The organism is Mycobacterium sp. (assembly GCF_008709575.1).
Lineage (GTDB): Bacteria > Actinomycetota > Actinomycetes > Mycobacteriales > Mycobacteriaceae > Mycobacterium.
This window is the reverse complement of record NZ_VYIK01000022.1, coordinates 1-16406: the sequence shown is the minus strand read 5'-3', so window position 1 is coordinate 16406 and position 16406 is coordinate 1. Positions and strand designations below refer to the sequence as shown.

Below are 16406 nucleotides of genomic sequence, written 5' to 3'. Positions count from 1 at the left end.
GGCTATGTGATGCCGGAGCCATCAACTGGGGCGGTGCCCAGCGTCCGCCACAGGAACGAAAAAATCAGCGCCGCCCGGAACGCGATCTGGGCGTTGTCGGCCGCACCGGCATGGCCGCCTTCGATGTTCTCGTAGTACCAGACCCGCTGCCCGGCGGCTTCGAGCGCCGCGGCCATTTTGCGCGCGTGCCCGGGATGCACTCTATCGTCTCGGGTCGACGTGGTGATCAGCACCGGAGGGTAGCGCACTTTCGACGAAATATTGTGGTAGGGAGAGTATTTCGAGATGAATTCCCAGTCGTCGGGATTGTCGGGATTGCCGTACTCGGCGATCCAGGAAGCGCCGGCCAGCAGCCGATGGAAGCGGCGCATGTCCAGCAGCGGAACCTGACACACCAACGCGCCGAACAGCTGCGGGTACTGGGTCAGCATGATACCCATCAACAGCCCGCCGTTGCTGGCGCCCTGTGCACCGAGCTGCTCGGCCGTCGTGACTCCGCGGTCGACCAGATCGGTTGCCACTGCAGCGAAATCCTCGGCCACCTTGTGTCGGCCCTCCCGCATCGCTTGGGTGTGCCAACCTGGGCCGTATTCACCGCCGCCACGGATGTTGGCCAGCACGTACGTGCCGCCGCGGGCCAGCCACAGCCGCCCCAACACGCCGTCGTACCCTGGGGTGCGGGCCACTTCGAACCCGCCGTAGCCGCTCAGCAGCGTGGGGCCGGTCGCGTCGCTGGGCCGCACCACGAAGTACGGGATCGGTGTCCCATCCTTGGACGCCACGAAATGTTGTGTGACACTGATGTTCTCGGTGTCGAAGAAGGCCGGCGCGGACTTGATCTGTTGCAGCGGCCCGTCGGCGGCACCGTGCAGCAGCCGCGATGGTGTGTCAAATCCGCTGGAATCCAGAAAGATCTCGTCACCGGTTGCGTCGGCGGCGACGATGACGGTGTTGGTGTTGGCGGGCACATCGGTGACCGCCCGGCGTTCCCAACTGCCGGGCGTGACGATCTCCACCCGGCTGGCCACGTCGGCCAGCGTGACCATCACCAACCGCTCGCGCGTCCACGCATACTGGTAGAGCGCGGTGTGCGCGTCAGGTTCGAATACCACATGTAAAGTCGCCGTGCCGGCCAGGAATTTCTCGTAGTCGGCGGCCAGCAGCGAACCCGCCGCATACGAGCGGGCGTCGGTGTGCCAGTCGGTGCGCAACTCGATCAGCAGCCATTGCCGATGCACCGAAATAGTAGCGTCGGTGGGGGTGGCAATGCGGATGAGCTCCGAGTCGTCCGGGAGGCCGCGAAGCTCGTAGACCTCGTCGTTGAAGAAGTCGACAGCGCGGTGCAGCAGGGTGCGCTCGAACCCCGGGGTGCGGTCGACACCCGCAGCGACGACAACGTCACTGTGGGCCCCTTCGAACACCGTTTGCGCCGCGGTCAGCGGCTGGCCTCGTTGCCACCGCTTGACGATCCGTGGATAGCCGGAGTCGGTCAGCGAGCCTTCGCCGAAGTCGGTGCCCACCAGCACGGTGTCCGGATCGGCCCAGCTGATGCGGGTCTTGGCCTCGCCAAGGGTGAACCCGTCGGCCACGAACCTCCTGGTGGCCATGTCGAACTCGCGGACAATCGCGGCGTCCGAACCGCCGCGGGACAGGCTGATCAGGGCACGGGTGTAGTCCGGCTCGATGACGTCGGCACCCGCCCACACCCAGTTCTCCCGGTCGGCTCGGCTGAGCTCATCGACGTCGATCAGCACGTCCCAATCCCGATCGCGGCGGTATTCCTCCAGCGTGGCACGCCGCCACAACCCGCGCGGGTTGGCCGCATCTCGCCAGAAGTTGTAGAGGTACTCGCCACGACGGCGCACATAAGGGATGCGGGCGTCGGTGTCGAGCACCTCGAGCGCCGCAGCGCGCATCCGCTCGAACTCCTCGCCGCCGAACTCGGCCACGGTGGGCTCGTTTCGGGCGCGTACCCAATTCAGTGCAGCCTCGCCGGTGATGTCCTCAAGCCACCGGAACGGGTCCGCCTCGTCGCCACCCGGGGCATTTCCACCCATGGAACTTATTGTGGCCCCGGCGGTAGTGTGAGCTGTATTACACGACAGATCGAGGAGCTGAGATCCGATGACCGTCTACGCACGTCCGGGAACCGCGGGGGCGCTGATGAGCTTCCAATCGCGGTACGACAACTTCATCGGCGGCGAGTGGGTGGCGCCGGTCGGGGGCCGTTATTTCGAGAATCCGACGCCGGTGACCGGCCAGACATTTTGCGAAGTGCCGCGTTCCGACGCGGCCGACGTCGACAAAGCGCTCGACGCCGCCCATCGCGCCGCGCCGTCGTGGGGTAAGACGGCCCCGGCGCAGCGTGCGGCGATTCTCGGTAAGATCGCCGACCGCATCGACGCCCACCGCGAGGAGCTGGCGGTGGCTGAAACCTGGGACAACGGCAAACCGATCCGGGAAGCGCTGAGTGCCGACATCCCTTTGGCCGCAGATCACTTCCGGTATTTTGCCGCCGCGATCCGCACCCAGGAAGGCACTCTGAGTCAGATCAACGAGGACACTGTCGCCTACCACTTCCACGAACCGTTGGGCGTGGTGGGACAGATCATCCCGTGGAATTTCCCGATTCTGATGGGTGCCTGGAAGCTGGCGCCGGCGCTGGCCGCCGGCAACGCGGTAGTGCTCAAGCCCGCCGAGCAAACCCCGGCTTCGGTGCTCTATCTGATGAGCCTGATCGGTGACTTGCTGCCGCCCGGCGTGGTCAATGTGGTCAACGGCTTCGGGGTGGAAGCCGGCAAGCCGCTGGCCTCCAGCGACCGGATCGCCAAGGTCGCGTTCACCGGGGAGACCACCACCGGGCGGCTGATCATGCAGTACGCCAGCCAGAACCTGATCCCGGTGACTCTCGAGCTGGGCGGCAAAAGCCCCAACATCTTCTTCGCCGACGTGATGGCCAAAAACGACGCCTTCTGCGACAAGGCGCTGGAAGGCTTCACGATGTTCGCCCTCAACCAGGGCGAGGTGTGCACCTGCCCGTCGCGCAGCCTGATCCAGGCCGACATCTACGACGAGTTTTTGGAGCTCGCCGCGATCCGCACCAAAGCGGTCCGGCAGGGCGATCCGCTGGACACCGAGACCATGCTGGGTGCGCAGGCCTCTAACGACCAATTGGAAAAGATCTTGTCCTACATCGAGATCGGCAAGGACGAGGGCGCCAAGATCATCATCGGCGGTGAATGCGCTGAGCTCGGCGGGGACCTGTCCGGCGGCTACTACCTGCAGCCGACGATTTTTGCCGGGCACAACAAGATGCGCATCTTCCAGGAGGAGATCTTCGGGCCGGTGGTGGCCGTGACGTCGTTCCGCGACTACGACGACGCGATCAGCATCGCCAACGATACCCTGTATGGCCTGGGCGCGGGGGTGTGGAGCCGCGACGGCAACACCGCCTACCGGGCCGGCCGCGACATCCAGGCCGGCCGGGTCTGGATCAACTGCTACCACCTCTACCCCCCGCACGCCGCGTTCGGCGGCTACAAGCAGTCCGGGTTCGGTCGCGAGACCCACACGATGACGCTGGAGCACTACCAACAGATCAAAAACTTGATGGTGTCCTACTCGGATCAGGCACTGGGGCTGTTTTGAATGCGCGACGATGCGCAGCGCAGCGATGAAACCCAGGAGCGCCGCGGCGTCGACCGGGTGGTGGTCACCGCCGCCGCGGCCGCCCTGCTGCGGCGACTGAGCGAGCAGCACGGACCGCTGATGTTTCATCAGTCCGGCGGCTGCTGCGACGGCTCCTCGCCGATGTGTTACCCGCAGGGAGACTTCGTCGTCGGTGACCGCGACGTGTTGCTCGGGGTGCTCGACATAGAATCCGGCTTAGAACCCGGCATAGAACCCGACGTGGAAAACGACGCCGACGGCGGGGTGCCGGTGTGGATCTCCGGGCCGCAGTTTCAGGCGTGGAAGCACACCCAGTTGGTCATCGACGTGGTGCCGGGCCGCGGCGGCGGGTTCAGTCTGGAAGTCCCCGAAGGTGTGCGGTTCCTGTCCCGCGGGCGGGCATTCCGCGACACCGAGGTCGCGGCCCTGGCGACCGCCCCGGTGATCACCGGCGCCGATTACGCCCGCGGCGAGCGGCCGGCGGCCCGCAGCCCGGTGGTGGCCGAGGCAGGTGACGTTTGTCGAGTACCTGCTGGGCACGCCGCACGCGCAGCGCGGTAGCCGGGCGTTGCCGCAGTAAGGTCCTCAACTGTGATACCGCTGCCGCGAGCCTGGGTGCTGGCCAGCACCATGCTGTTGGGTGTCGCCGTGGGGGTGGTGGCGGGAACTGCAGCCACCCTGCTGGTCTCGGTCCGGGTCCGGTCGGACATCGTGATCGGGCTGGTGGTCGGTTTACCCACCGTCGCCGGACTGCTGGTGATCCTGTCCTCCCGGCGTCGATGGGTGACCGGGCTGGGCGCGTTCGTGCTGGCGTTGGCACCGGGATGGTTCGGAGTGCTCACTGTGATCGAGGTGATGACCCCTGCCCGATAACGAGCACGACAACACGCACGACGGCGCCGAATCGCTGCCGCCGACCGAGCCGTACCTGCCGACCTTCCAGACCGGCGCGCTGGAGCTGGGGGAACCGCCGGCCGGTGAAACGCAGCCGGACGCGCGCAGCGTCGAGTTGGGCCAGCGCGTTACGTTCGGCGCCGAGCCGGTTGCCCCGCCCGCCCCGCCGCTGGCCGTGCCCAGCCGCTACCACTACCTGAAGTGGTGGCAGCTCGTGTTGACGCTGATCGCGGTGTGGCTGCCGGCTGCCGCGATCGGCCCGGGGCTGTTTTACTGGTGGACCCACGACATGTCGCCCCACAAGACCCCGGTCGTGTTCGTCACGTTTGTCTACGCCGTGGTCTGCGTGGTCGCGGGCCTGACGCTGGCGATGGTGCCGGATCGGCCGCTGTTGTCCGCGCTGGCCATCGCGATGATGTCGGCGCTGTTCGCCTCCGTCGCTGCTGCGGCCCCGTTCTACGGCTCCTTCTACTGTGCCCACACCACGGCGCCCTGCCTGCTGGGCGTGGTTCCGCACTGAGGCGCCCAGCCGACTCCCCATTCCGGCGGTTGGTGGTTCTCATCGTTTGGGACTATGGTCTACCGACGAGGCTGGCAAACCCACCTATCAGATCGGACGTGAGCACGATGGCGCAGCACGCCTGTCATGTCGAAGTCGTGTGCTTGACCCACCCGGCAGCGACCACGCCCGAACCCCGTTGAGGGCCCGTGGCCATCACCGATGTACCTCAATACGCCCATCTGAGCGACGCGGACCTCGAGGTGCTCGGGGCCGCGTTGGACGCGGTCCGCTCCGAGGTCGAGGATTCGCGCGGCGCCGAAGACCGGACGTACATCCGGCGGGTCATCGCTTTTCAGCGAGGCCTTGAGATCGCCGCAAGGGTGACGATCCTTGCCAGCAAAAGCAGGTATGGATGGACTCTCGGAACGGCGGCGCTCGCGGTCGCCAAGTGCATCGAGAACATGGAACTCGGCCACAACATCATCCACGGCCAATGGGATTGGATGAACGACCCGGAAATCCATTCCAATACCTGGGAGTGGGACAACGCCGGCCTCACGTCGCATTGGCGCTACTCGCACAACTACCGACACCACGTCTTCGCCAATAGCGTCGGGGTGGATGACGACCTCGGATTCCGGGTCATGCGCGTCACGCGGGACCAGCACTGGCGGCCGAGCGCGTTACTGCAGCCGGTGTACGCGGTGCTGTTGGCCCTTGCCTTCGAATGGGGCGTCGCACTTCACGGCTTGTACGCGGTGCAGGAACGCGAGACGACAGACACCGCTAAATCCCTCCACACCAGGGCGCTGATCCGCAAGATAGCTCGTCAGGTCGGCAAGGACTACGTGCTCTTTCCTGCGCTGAGTCGCCGCCGATGGTGTCGCACACTCGCGGCCACCGTGGTAGCCAACGGGCTGCGCAACGTATGGGCCTACGTGGTCATTGTCTGCGGGCACCTGGTGGACGGAGCGGAGAAATTCGCGCCGGCGGTGCTCGACGCGGAGACGAAGGCCGAATGGTATCTGCGGCAAATGCTCGGTACCGCGAACTTCCGGGCAGGCCCGGTGCTGAGGTTCATGAGTGGCAACCTCTGCTACCAAATCGAGCATCACCTCTATCCTGACTTGCCCAGCAGTAGGTACCCTGCGATCGCCGAACGGGTGCGCGCCTTGTGCCTTGCCCACGACCTGCCCTACACGACCGGCCCGTTACTGCGCCAGTATCTGCTCACGGTGCGCACAATCTGCCGATTGGCGCTGCCGGACCGGTTCACCTCGGAGGGCGCGCTCCCCACTGCCGCCACTGAGGCGCGTTGAGGCCGCGGCCGTAGCCCTCCCCGGAAGCACCGTCGGGAGCCGTCGGTGACGCGGGCCGGGCCCAGTCGCAGATCCCGCCGAATTCTTGGCCATTTAGGGTGGTGTCGTGAGCCATTTTGACGTCGTCGTTCTCGGAGCCGGCCCGGGCGGGTACGTCGCGGCGATTCGGGCCGCCCAGCTGGGGCGCAACACCGCCGTTGTCGAACCCAAATACTGGGGCGGAGTGTGCCTGAATGTCGGTTGCATCCCGTCGAAGGCCCTGCTGCGCAACGCCGAACTCGCGCACATCCTCACCCGGGACGCCAAGACGTTCGGGATCAGCGGCGAGGCGACCTTCGACTACGGCGTCGCCTACGACCGCAGTCGCCAACGTGGCCGCGGGCCGGGTCGCCGGGGTGCACTTCTTGATGAAGAAGAACAAGATTACCGAAATTCACGGCTATGGCCGGTTCACCGATGCCAACACGCTGTCGGTGGACCTCAACGACGGCGGTGCTCAAACCGTCACCTTCGACAACGCGATCATCGCCACGGGCAGCAGCGCCCGGCTGGTGCCGGGCACGTCGCTGTCGGCCAACGTCGTCACCTACGAGGAGCAGATCCTGTCGCGGGATCTGCCGGAATCGATCATCATCGCCGGAGCCGGGGCGATCGGCATAGAGTTCGGTTACGTACTGGCCAATTACGGTGTCGACGTCACCATCGTCGAATTCCTCCCCCGGGCGCTGCCCAACGAGGACCCCGAGGTATCCAGGGAGATCGAAAAGCAGTTCAAGAAGCTGGGCGTCACGATCCGCACCGGAACCAAAGTCGAATCGATTGTCGACGATGGCTCGCGGGTCACGGTGGCGGTCAGCAAAGATGGCCGCGCTGAGGAGCTCCAGGCTGCGAAAGTGTTGCAAGCCATCGGGTTTGCGCCCAATGTCGCGGGTTATGGGCTGGACAGGGCAGGTGTGGCGCTGGACGAACGCGGGGGCATCGGCATCGACGAGTACATGCGCACCAATGTGCCGCACATCTATGCGATCGGCGACGTCACCTGCCGTCTGCTGCTGGCCCACGTCGCCGAGGCCATGGGTGTGGTGGCAGCCGAAGCCATCGCCGGCGTGCAGACCATGCCGCTCGGCGACTACCGGATGCTGCCTCGCGCGACGTTCTGCCAGCCTCAGGTGGCCAGCTTCGGGCTCACCGAGCAGCAGGCCCGTGACGAGGGGTACGACGTCAAAGTCGCCAAGTTCCCGTTCACCGCCAACGCGAAAGCGCACGGGCTGGGCGATCCCAGCGGATTTGTCAAACTCGTCGCCGACGGCCGCCACGGCGAGCTGCTCGGCGCGCACATGGTCGGCCACGACGTCTCCGAGCTGCTGCCGGAGCTCACGCTGGCGCAGAAATGGGACTTGACCGCCGCGGAGTTGGCGCGCAACGTGCATACCCATCCGACGATGTCAGAGGCGCTGCAGGAATGCTTCCACGGCCTGACCGGCCACATGATCAACTTCTGAACACCGTGCGTACCGACTCGGTCGTGGCCACCATCGGCGGCTTGCTGCTGGGCTACATGGGCTGGCTGGTCGCGATCTCGATCGGCGCCGAGCTCACCACGGTGAGCCTGTGGAGTCTCATCGTGCTGGCGGCGTCGGTGCTGCTGGCGATCGTGGCCGGGCTGTGGGGATGGCGGCTGCGCCGGCGCGGCCGCCATCCCTGGGCGATGTTCTTCTTCATGCTGCCTATTCCCGCGGTCGTGCTCACGCTGGCTGTGTTGCGGTCGACCTATCTGTGACCGGGGTGGTCCAGCGGGATCGCCAGAGCCGACAACGTCGCCGCCAGACCGTCGTATTGGCCTGCCAGCATGCAAAACTCGATCAGCTGGCGCCGGTCGAGATGGCTCGACAACTGCTGCCAAACCTCGGCGCCGATCGAGCGGTTGTGGACGAACTCGTCGGTGGCGCGCAGCAGCGCCTGCTGGCGGGCCGTGAGCCCGCTGGTTTCGCCCGTCCCGTCGGGCCAGGCGAAGATCGCCTGCTGGGTCCGGGCACCCAGGCCGCGGCGTCGCGCGATCCGGCGGTGGTGCTGCAGTTCGTAGGCGGAGCCGCGCAGATGGGCCACCCGCAAGATCACCAGCTCGGTGTCGGCGCGCGGCAGCCGACCCCGCAGCAGCGCGCCGGAATACGGCAGCCAGGTCCAAAACAGCCGTCTGTGCTGGCCCAGAGTAGTGAACAGGTGCATCTGCGGGGCACCCACCACGCGCGCGCTCAGCTTGGCCAGCGCCCAGTTGACCACGCCCAGCTCACGCACCCGGCCCGACGACGGGATGCGGGCGGGCGGATCAGGTGCGGACCCGCTCACTGGCGCACCAGGTAGGGCGATACGGTACTGCGGTGCTCGTCGAGGTCGAGGGCGCGGCCGAGCGCCGGAAACGCTCGCTGCGGGCAATTGTCGCGCTCGCAGACCCGGCAACCCGCGCCGATCGGGGTGGCCGCAATATTCGGGTCCCCCGACAAGTCGAGTCCTTCCGAGTACACCAGCCGGTGGGCGTGCCGAAGTTCGCAGCCCAAACCGATCGCGAAGGTTTTACCGGGCTGCCCATACCGTGACGCCCGCCGCTCAACGGTGCGGGCCACCCACAGGTAGTTGCGACCGTCCGGCATCTGGGCGATCTGCACCAAGATCTTGCCCGGGTTCGCGAACGTCTCGTAAACATTCCACAGTGGGCAGGTGCCACCGCTAGAGGAGAAGTGAAAACCGGTCGCGGACTGACGTTTCGACATGTTCCCGGCGCGGTCGACTCGAACGAACGAGAACGGCACCCCCCGCATCGACGGACGCTGCAGGGTGGACAGCCGGTGCCCGATCGTCTCGTAGCTGACCGAATAGAACGCCGAGAGCCGCTCGATGTCGTACCGGAAGTTCTCGGCGACGTCGTGGAACTGGCGGTAGGGCAACACCGCGGCGGCGGCGAAGTAGTTGGCCAGTCCCAGCCGGGCCAGCGTGCGCGACTCGTCGGAGGTGAACTTGCCGTCGGTGACCAGGGCATCGATCAGGTCGCCGAACTCCAGGTACGCCAACTCGGCGGCCATTTTGAACATCTGCTGGCCCGGCGACAGGTGGCTGCTGATCTCCAGCGTTTTGGTCTGCGGGTCGTAGCGGTGCAGCACGGTGTCGCCGAGGTCGATCCGCTTTACGATGTGCACCCCGTGCACCTCGGTGAGTCGCCGCGACAGCTCACCGGCCAAGTCTCCGCGGTGCATCAGCAGCCGGGTGGTGAGTTCCTCGGCGGCGGTGTCCAGTTCGTGCAGGTAGTTCTGTCGCTCGTAGAAGTAGTCGCGCACCTCTTCGTGCGGCATGGTGATCGATCCGCTGCCGCTGCCGTCGAAGAACCGCTCCTCGGTGGCGGCGGCCAATTGCGCGGCGGTGATGCGGTAGCGGCGATGCAGGTTGACCATCGCCCGGGCGAACGCGGGGTGGGCGTTGACCACTGCGGCGACCTCGGGAGGATCGACGTCGATGTCGAGGTCGCGGTCCATCATCACCTCGCGAAGTTCGGCAACCAGCCGGGTGTCGTCCTGGGGGGCGAAGAACGTCGCATCCACCCCGAAGACTTCGGTGATCCGCAGCAACACCGCCACCGTCAACGGTCGGACGTCGTGCTCGATCTGGTTGAGGTAACTTGGCGAGATCTCGAGCATCTGGGCCAGCGCGGCCTGGCTGAATCCGCGCTCGCTGCGCAGCTGACGGACGCGTGAGCCGACGAACGTCTTGGACACTCGTCTAGGCTACCGGGTTGCGAATCCGCAGTTTGCAGGGTTGGCACAGCGGCCCGGATTGGCGGGGCGGCGTCGTTGTTTGGCATCCTTGTCGGCAGGAAGCCTGACCAGTCGCGCGAGAGTGGAGTCGTTGAGCCTCGACAAAGAATTGATGCCGGTGCCAGACGGTCACCCCGACGTCTTCGACCGGGAATGGCCGTTGCGCGTCGCCGACATCGACCGCGAGGGCCGTCTCCGGTTCGACGCCGCAGCCCGGCACATCCAGGACATCGGCCAGGACCACCTGCGTGAGCTGGGCTTCGAGGAGACCCACCCGCTGTGGATCGTGCGTCGCACCATGATCGACCTGATTCGCCCGATCGAGTTCCAGGACAGGCTGCGGCTGCGCCGCTGGTGTTCGGGCACCTCCAACCGGTGGTGCGAGATGCGGGTCCGTATCGATGGAAAGCGTGGCCGCGGCCTGATGGAGTCCGAGGCGTTCTGGATCAACATCAACCCCGACACCCAGGGGCCGGCCCGCATCTCCGACGACTTCGTCGCGGGGCTGCGGCGCACCACCGACGTCGACCGGCTCCGGTGGCGGGCCTACCTGGCGGCCGCCGGCCGCGACGACGCCCTGGAGATCCACGAGTATCCGGTCCGGGTCACCGACATCGACCTGTTTCACCACATGAACAACTCCGTGTACTGGGGTGTCATCGAGGACTACCTGGCGTCCCATCCGGCCATGCTGGAGAAGCCGCTGCGGGTCACCATCGAGCACGAGGCGCCGGTGGCCCTGGGCGACAAGTTGGAGATCATCTCGCACGCCTACCCGCCGGGCTCCACCGACCGGTTCGGTCCCGGACTGGTTGACCGTACTGTTACAACGCTCACATATGCCGTCGGCGACGAGCCCAAGGCCGTCGCGGCGATCTTCGCGCTGTAGCGCCCATCGCGGGCGACATCGATTGGCAAATACCGGCGTTCACCTGTGCAATCGGGTTACCGATGGGTAACGATGGCCGTGATCCTGCGAGTCGGCTCTTCGCAACTTTTGCAAATCCCCGCAAGGCCGTCACGAAAGTTGGCAAATGAAACGGGTAGACCTGCGGCGCTAAGTTATGTCATCGTCGGCTGAGCAAACCAGTGAAGCCGCTGGCAGGTTAACAGGCCTGAGAACTGGCCGGGCTTGGCCGCCGCGGTGACGGACCCGAAGGAGCACCTTGATGTCGACCGTTGGCGCGGCCAGAACTCCCGAGCAAATCCAGCACGACTGGGACACCAATCCACGGTGGAAGGGTGTGCGTCGGACCTACACCGCCGCGGACGTGGCGGCACTGCAGGGCACCGTGGTCGAGGAGCACACCCTGGCCCGCCGCGGTGCCGAAGTGTTGTGGGAGCAGCTGCACGACCTGGAGTGGATCAACGCTTTGGGTGCGTTGACCGGCAACATGGCCGTCCAGCAGGTGCGCGCCGGCCTGAAGGCTATCTACTTGTCCGGCTGGCAGGTTGCCGGGGATGCGAACCTGTCCGGTCACACGTACCCCGACCAGAGCCTGTACCCGGCGAATTCGGTGCCGCAGGTGGTGCGCCGGATCAACAATGCGCTGCTGCGCGCCGACCAGATCGCCAAGGTCGAAGGCGACACCTCGGTGCAGAACTGGCTGGCGCCGATCGTCGCCGACGCTGAGGCCGGTTTCGGGGGAGCGCTCAACGTCTTCGAGCTGCAGAAGGCGATGATCGCGGCCGGCGCCGCCGGGACGCACTGGGAGGACCAGCTGGCATCGGAGAAGAAGTGCGGGCATTTGGGCGGCAAGGTGCTGATTCCGACCCAGCAGCACATCCGGACGCTGACGTCGGCCCGTCTGGCCGCCGACGTGTGCGATGTGCCGACCGTCATCATCGCGCGCACCGACGCCGAGGCGGCGACGTTGATCACCTCCGACGTCGACGAACGCGACCGGCCGTTCATCACCGGCGAGCGCACCAGTGAGGGCTTCTACCGCACCCGCAACGGCATCGACCCGTGCATCGCGCGGGCCACGGCCTACGCGCCCTACGCCGACCTGATCTGGATGGAGACCGGCACCCCGGATCTCGAGCTGGCTCGCCAGTTTGCCGAGGCGGTCAAGGCCGAGCATCCCGACCAGATGCTCGCCTACAACTGCTCGCCGTCGTTCAACTGGAAAAAGCATCTCGACGATGCCACCATCGCCAAGTTCCAAAAGGAGCTGGCCTCGATGGGATACAAGTTCCAGTTCATCACGCTGGCCGGCTTCCATGCCCTCAACTACTCGATGTTCGATCTGGCCTACGGTTACGCCCGCAACCAGATGAGCGCCTACGTCGAGCTCCAGGAACGCGAATTCGCCGCCGAGGAGCGCGGTTACACTGCGACCAGGCACCAGCGCGAGGTCGGCGCCGGTTACTTCGACCGGGTCGCCACCACCGTCGACCCGCGTTCCTCGACGACTGCGCTGGCCGGATCTACCGAGGAGGGCCAGTTCCACTGAGGCTCGGTGGTGTTCGGCGGCCCTGCCCGGCCACCAGCTGAGCGAAGGTTTCCGGAAGGAGTGCTGTGCCGATCGAACGCATAGGTCGCGTCGGTGTGGTCGGGGCGGGCCAGATGGGCGCGGGGATCGCCGAGGTGTCCGCGCGCGCGGGTGTCGACGTGACGGTGTTCGAGCCCACCGAGGCGCTGGTCACCGCTGGTCGCGACCGCATCGTGAAATCGTTGGAGCGCGGCGTCAGTGCCGGCAAGATCACCGAGCGCGAACGCGACGCCGCCACCGCCCTGCTGTCCTTCACCACCAACCTCGATGATCTGGTCGACCGGCAACTGGTGATCGAGGCCGTGATCGAGGACGAGGCTGTGAAGGCCAAGATATTCGCCCAACTGGATGACATCCTCACTGACCCCGATGCGGTATTGGCCTCGAACACCTCCAGCATTCCGATCATGAAGCTGGCCGCGGCCACCAAAAACCCGCGCCGCGTGCTGGGCTTGCATTTCTTCAATCCCGTCCCGGTGCTGCCGCTGGTCGAGCTGGTCAGCACGCTGGTGACCGACGACGCCGCAGCCGCCCGCACCGAGGACTTCGCCGGTGCGGTCCTGGGCAAGCAGGTGGTGCGCTGCGCGGACCGGTCGGGGTTCGTCGTCAACGCTTTGCTGGTGCCCTACCTGCTGTCGGCGATCCGGATGGTCGAGGCCGGTTTTGCCGGCGCCGAGGACATCGACAAGGCCGTGGTCGCCGGGCTCTCGCACCCGATGGGCCCGTTGCGGCTGTCCGACCTCATCGGGCTCGACACGCTCAAACTCATCGCGGACAAGATGTTCGACGAGTTCAAGCAGTCGCAGTATGCGCCGCCGCCGCTGCTGCTGCGCATGGTCGAGGCGGGTCTGCTCGGTAAGAAATCCGGCCAGGGTTTCTACCGCTACTGAGCGCGCTACTAAGCTTGGTACGTGCTTACCCCGACACCGGGGTCGGCCATTTCGACCCGGATCACGGGGTGGGGTGCGCGCCAAGCTCGCATCGCGATATTGCCGCCCCCACGCGTGCGGTAGGGTGCTATCAAAACAGTGCGGACAGCGTGAACGGGGTAGTTGGTTCTATGACGAAATTAAGGCCCTACTACGAAGAGGCGCAAGCGATCTACGACATGTCCGACGAGTTCTTCTCGTTGTTCCTCGACCCCACGATGACTTACACGTGCGCGTACTTCGAGAGAGAAGACATGACGCTGGAGGAGGCTCAGCTTGCCAAAATCGATCTGGCGCTGAGCAAGTTGGACCTCGAGCCGGGGATGACGCTGCTCGACGTCGGTTGCGGATGGGGCGGGGCCGTGGCCAGGGCGATCGAGAAATACGACGTCAATGTCATCGGTATCACCCTTAGCCGCAACCAATACGAGTACACCAAACGGAAGCTGGCAAGCATTCCGAGCAAACGGACCGCACAAGCGCGGCTGCAAGGCTGGGAAGAGTTCGACGAAAAAGTCGATCGGATTATCACCGTGGAGGCCTTCGACGCGTTCAAGAAGGAGCGTTATCCCGCGTTCTTCGAACGGTCTTTTGACATTATGCCCGGCGACGGCCGGATGTTGTTGCACAGCCTATTCACCCATCCCTGGACCTACTGGCACGAGCACGGCATCCCGGTGTCGATGAGCGATTTGCGGTTCATGCGTTTCATCGGCCAAGAGATCTTTCCCGGCGGGCAAATGCCCTCGAAAGAGGATATCCTCGAGTTTTCCCAGGCTGCCGGGTTCTCGGTCGAGAAGATCCAATCGCTTAACCCGCACTACGCGCGAACCTTGGACACCTGGGCGGCCAATCTCGAGGCTCATCGAGACCGCGCCATTGCCGTCCAGTCCGAAGAGGTCTACAACCGCTACATGCGTTATCTGGTGGGCTGTGCGGATTTCTTCCGGCGCGGCATCACCGAAGTCGCTCAGTTCACCCTGACCAAATAAGCACCCAAAAAGCCGCTGGGGTTAGGAGCGTGGTGTGCGGGTCTAGTGGTGCGTGCAGAACATGATCGGTTTGACTGTGCATCCAGGGCGACGACACGCCGCTTAGCCTCAAGTGATCGCTGCAACATCTTAGCGAGAGGTGTTGGCAGCAATGGGGTACGAGACGGGGTTTCGGCGGCAGGGTGTTCATCTTGATGTTATGTCAGCAGCGTCGGTGCGGGAAAGGTTCTGGGAGGCGCTGGGGTCGGGGTTGTCACCGACGGCGGCGGCCACGGTGGCCGGGGTATCGGGCAACACAGGGCGGAAGTGGGCCAGAAACGCCGGCTACCAGACCAAGCCTGAGCATTACGGGCTCTTCTTCATGATCCTGGGAGCTGGGGGTCCGGGCGAGACCCGCTTGAGGCTTTGAAATGAGCTGATCGTGGGCCTGGGGCTCGGCATGATCCGTGATGACAAACCAAAGTTCACACGGATTGTTGAGGAGCCCCAGGTTGGAAACAGAGGTTACCGGATCGGTGGTTGCTGCGTTGTTCGGATTGGATGGGTTTCGGGTACTGGCCGCCGCGGATGCCGGCGGTGAGGTGGAATTGCTGGTAGAGACCATCACCGAAGCGGTAGCGTGCCCGGAGTGCGGCGCGGTGGCGCGGGCCAAGGATCGCCGCCCGGTGTGGGTGCGCGACCTGCCGCTTGGCGACAGGCCGGTGGTGGTGTGCTGGCATAAACGCATCTGGTGCTGCCCGCATGCGTTATGTCCGAAAAAGACGTGGACTGAGCAGCATCCTGCGATCCAGCCGCGCGCGTGTTTGACCGAGCGGGCCCGGGGGTGGGCGTTCAAGCAGGTCGGTGCCCACGACGGCGCCGTCTCGCGGGTCGCCTCGGCGCTCGGTGTGGGCTGGGCGACCATCATGCGGATCGTCACCGCTCGCGGTAAGCCGCTCATCGACGACCCCGCCCGGCTGGATGCGCCGAGGGCGATCGGGGTGGATGAGACCGCGTTCTTGCGCGCGACTGGACAGCATCCGACGAAGTATGCGACCGGCATCGCTGATCTGACACCGGGTCAGCCGGCGCGGCTGCTCGAGGTGGTCGACGGCCGCTCCGGTGTGGTGCTGGCCAGCTGGCTTTCCGAGCGTGACGACCAGTGGAAGGCGCAGATCGCCACCGCGTCGCTGGACCCATTCCGCGGCTATGCCAGCGCCTTAAAACAGCAGTTGCCGCGAGCGGTTCGCGTGCTCGACCCGTTCCATGTCACCAGGCTTGGGCTGACCGCGCTCGACCAGGTGCGTCGCCGCGTGCAGCAAGATAGCCACGGGCATCGGGGTCATCGCGGCGACCCGCTTTACGGGATCCGCCGCATCCTGCGGTGCCGCGCTGACCGGCTCTCCGAGCGGGCCTGGGATCGGCTGCGGGCCGGACTGCTGGCTGGTGACCCGCACGGGGAAATCACCGCGGCCTGGAGCATCGCCCAGGATCTGATGCGCTGCTACCAGCTGCGCGACGCCAACGCCGCGGCAGCGGTCATCACCGCCGCCCGCGACTGCCCCGTTCCCGAAGTCGCCCGCCTGGGAAAGACCTTGCACACCTGGCGGGTGGAGTTTCTGGCTTACTTCGCCCACACCGACGTCTCCAACGGGCCCACCGAATCGTTGAATCTGAAGATCAAAAACACCAAGCGCACCGCGCGCGGATTCCGCAACTTCGACAACTACCGGCTGCGGCTACTTCTCAACCACGGCCGAATCCAGAACAATCACCAGACATCACGGATTAGAACCCGACGTCCCAGCTTGGTGGCGTAGAGCC

At 65.5% G+C, this 16406-nt stretch carries 15 protein-coding genes and 1 pseudogene; 13 read left to right on the top strand and 3 right to left on the bottom strand.

Going from position 1 to position 16406, the window contains the following annotated elements:
• Positions 1-2: 2 nt before the first annotated feature.
• A complete protein-coding gene (locus F6Q13_RS06925) occupies positions 3-2057 on the bottom strand; it encodes a prolyl oligopeptidase family serine peptidase (RefSeq protein WP_293054359.1) in 2055 nt (684 codons plus the stop codon).
• Between the two features lie 67 nt (positions 2058-2124).
• Here F6Q13_RS06925 and F6Q13_RS06920 point away from each other — a divergent pair, with 67 nt between their 5' ends.
• The 7 genes and pseudogenes from F6Q13_RS06920 (at position 2125) to F6Q13_RS06890 (ending at position 8164) form a co-directional block, all read left to right on the top strand.
• Entirely contained in the window at positions 2125-3648 is a 1524-nt protein-coding gene (locus tag F6Q13_RS06920; protein WP_293054356.1) for an aldehyde dehydrogenase family protein, read from the top strand.
• The gene (locus F6Q13_RS06915; protein WP_293054353.1) at positions 3649-4230 is read left to right on the top strand and encodes a DUF779 domain-containing protein; all 582 of its coding nucleotides are present in this window, start codon (positions 3649-3651) and stop codon (positions 4228-4230) included.
• 30 nt (positions 4231-4260) lie between these two features.
• A complete protein-coding gene (locus F6Q13_RS06910) occupies positions 4261-4542 on the top strand; it encodes a putative holin (protein ID WP_293054350.1) in 282 nt (93 codons plus the stop codon).
• A 136-nt stretch (positions 4543-4678) separates the two neighbouring features.
• Entirely contained in the window at positions 4679-5083 is a 405-nt protein-coding gene (locus tag F6Q13_RS06905) for a hypothetical protein (protein WP_293054347.1), read from the top strand.
• Between the two features lie 188 nt (positions 5084-5271).
• Entirely contained in the window at positions 5272-6384 is a 1113-nt protein-coding gene (locus tag F6Q13_RS06900) for a fatty acid desaturase (protein ID WP_293054344.1), read from the top strand.
• A 106-nt stretch (positions 6385-6490) separates the two neighbouring features.
• Positions 6491-7886, top strand: a pseudogene (gene lpdA / locus F6Q13_RS06895) (dihydrolipoyl dehydrogenase).
• Positions 7847-8164, top strand: coding sequence for a hypothetical protein (locus F6Q13_RS06890; RefSeq protein WP_293054341.1), 318 nt, complete (start codon positions 7847-7849; stop codon positions 8162-8164). The pseudogene lpdA and the gene F6Q13_RS06890 overlap by 40 nt, the downstream one beginning before the upstream one ends.
• Here the strand turns inward: F6Q13_RS06890 and F6Q13_RS06885 are convergent.
• On the bottom strand, positions 8155-8730 hold the full coding sequence (locus F6Q13_RS06885; protein WP_293054338.1) for a carboxymuconolactone decarboxylase family protein: 576 nt from the start codon (positions 8728-8730) through the stop codon (positions 8155-8157). The two genes, F6Q13_RS06890 and F6Q13_RS06885, sit on opposite strands and share 10 nt — an antisense overlap.
• Positions 8727-10148 (bottom strand): acetate metabolism transcriptional regulator RamB, encoded by a 1422-nt coding sequence (ramB, locus tag F6Q13_RS06880; RefSeq protein ID WP_293054335.1) that lies wholly within the window; start codon positions 10146-10148, stop codon positions 8727-8729. Before ramB ends, F6Q13_RS06885 begins: the two co-directional genes overlap by 4 nt.
• A gap of 130 nt (positions 10149-10278) precedes the next feature.
• Between ramB and F6Q13_RS06875 the strand changes: the two genes are divergently transcribed.
• From F6Q13_RS06875 to F6Q13_RS06850, 6 genes are all read left to right on the top strand, one after another.
• Positions 10279-11076, top strand: coding sequence for an acyl-[acyl-carrier-protein] thioesterase (locus tag F6Q13_RS06875; protein ID WP_293054332.1), 798 nt, complete (start codon positions 10279-10281; stop codon positions 11074-11076).
• Positions 11077-11356: 280 nt separating this feature from the next.
• On the top strand, positions 11357-12643 hold the full coding sequence (gene aceA, locus F6Q13_RS06870) for an isocitrate lyase (protein WP_293054329.1): 1287 nt from the start codon (positions 11357-11359) through the stop codon (positions 12641-12643).
• A gap of 71 nt (positions 12644-12714) precedes the next feature.
• The gene (locus tag F6Q13_RS06865) at positions 12715-13572 is read left to right on the top strand and encodes a 3-hydroxybutyryl-CoA dehydrogenase (RefSeq protein WP_293054440.1); all 858 of its coding nucleotides are present in this window, start codon (positions 12715-12717) and stop codon (positions 13570-13572) included.
• Between the two features lie 170 nt (positions 13573-13742).
• The gene (locus F6Q13_RS06860) at positions 13743-14603 is read left to right on the top strand and encodes a cyclopropane mycolic acid synthase family methyltransferase (RefSeq protein WP_293054326.1); all 861 of its coding nucleotides are present in this window, start codon (positions 13743-13745) and stop codon (positions 14601-14603) included.
• A gap of 199 nt (positions 14604-14802) precedes the next feature.
• Positions 14803-15012, top strand: a complete 210-nt coding sequence (locus F6Q13_RS06855; protein WP_293054323.1) for a hypothetical protein — start codon at positions 14803-14805, stop codon at positions 15010-15012.
• Between the two features lie 82 nt (positions 15013-15094).
• A complete protein-coding gene (locus F6Q13_RS06850; protein ID WP_293054320.1) occupies positions 15095-16402 on the top strand; it encodes an ISL3 family transposase in 1308 nt (435 codons plus the stop codon).
• Positions 16403-16406 lie beyond the last annotated feature (4 nt).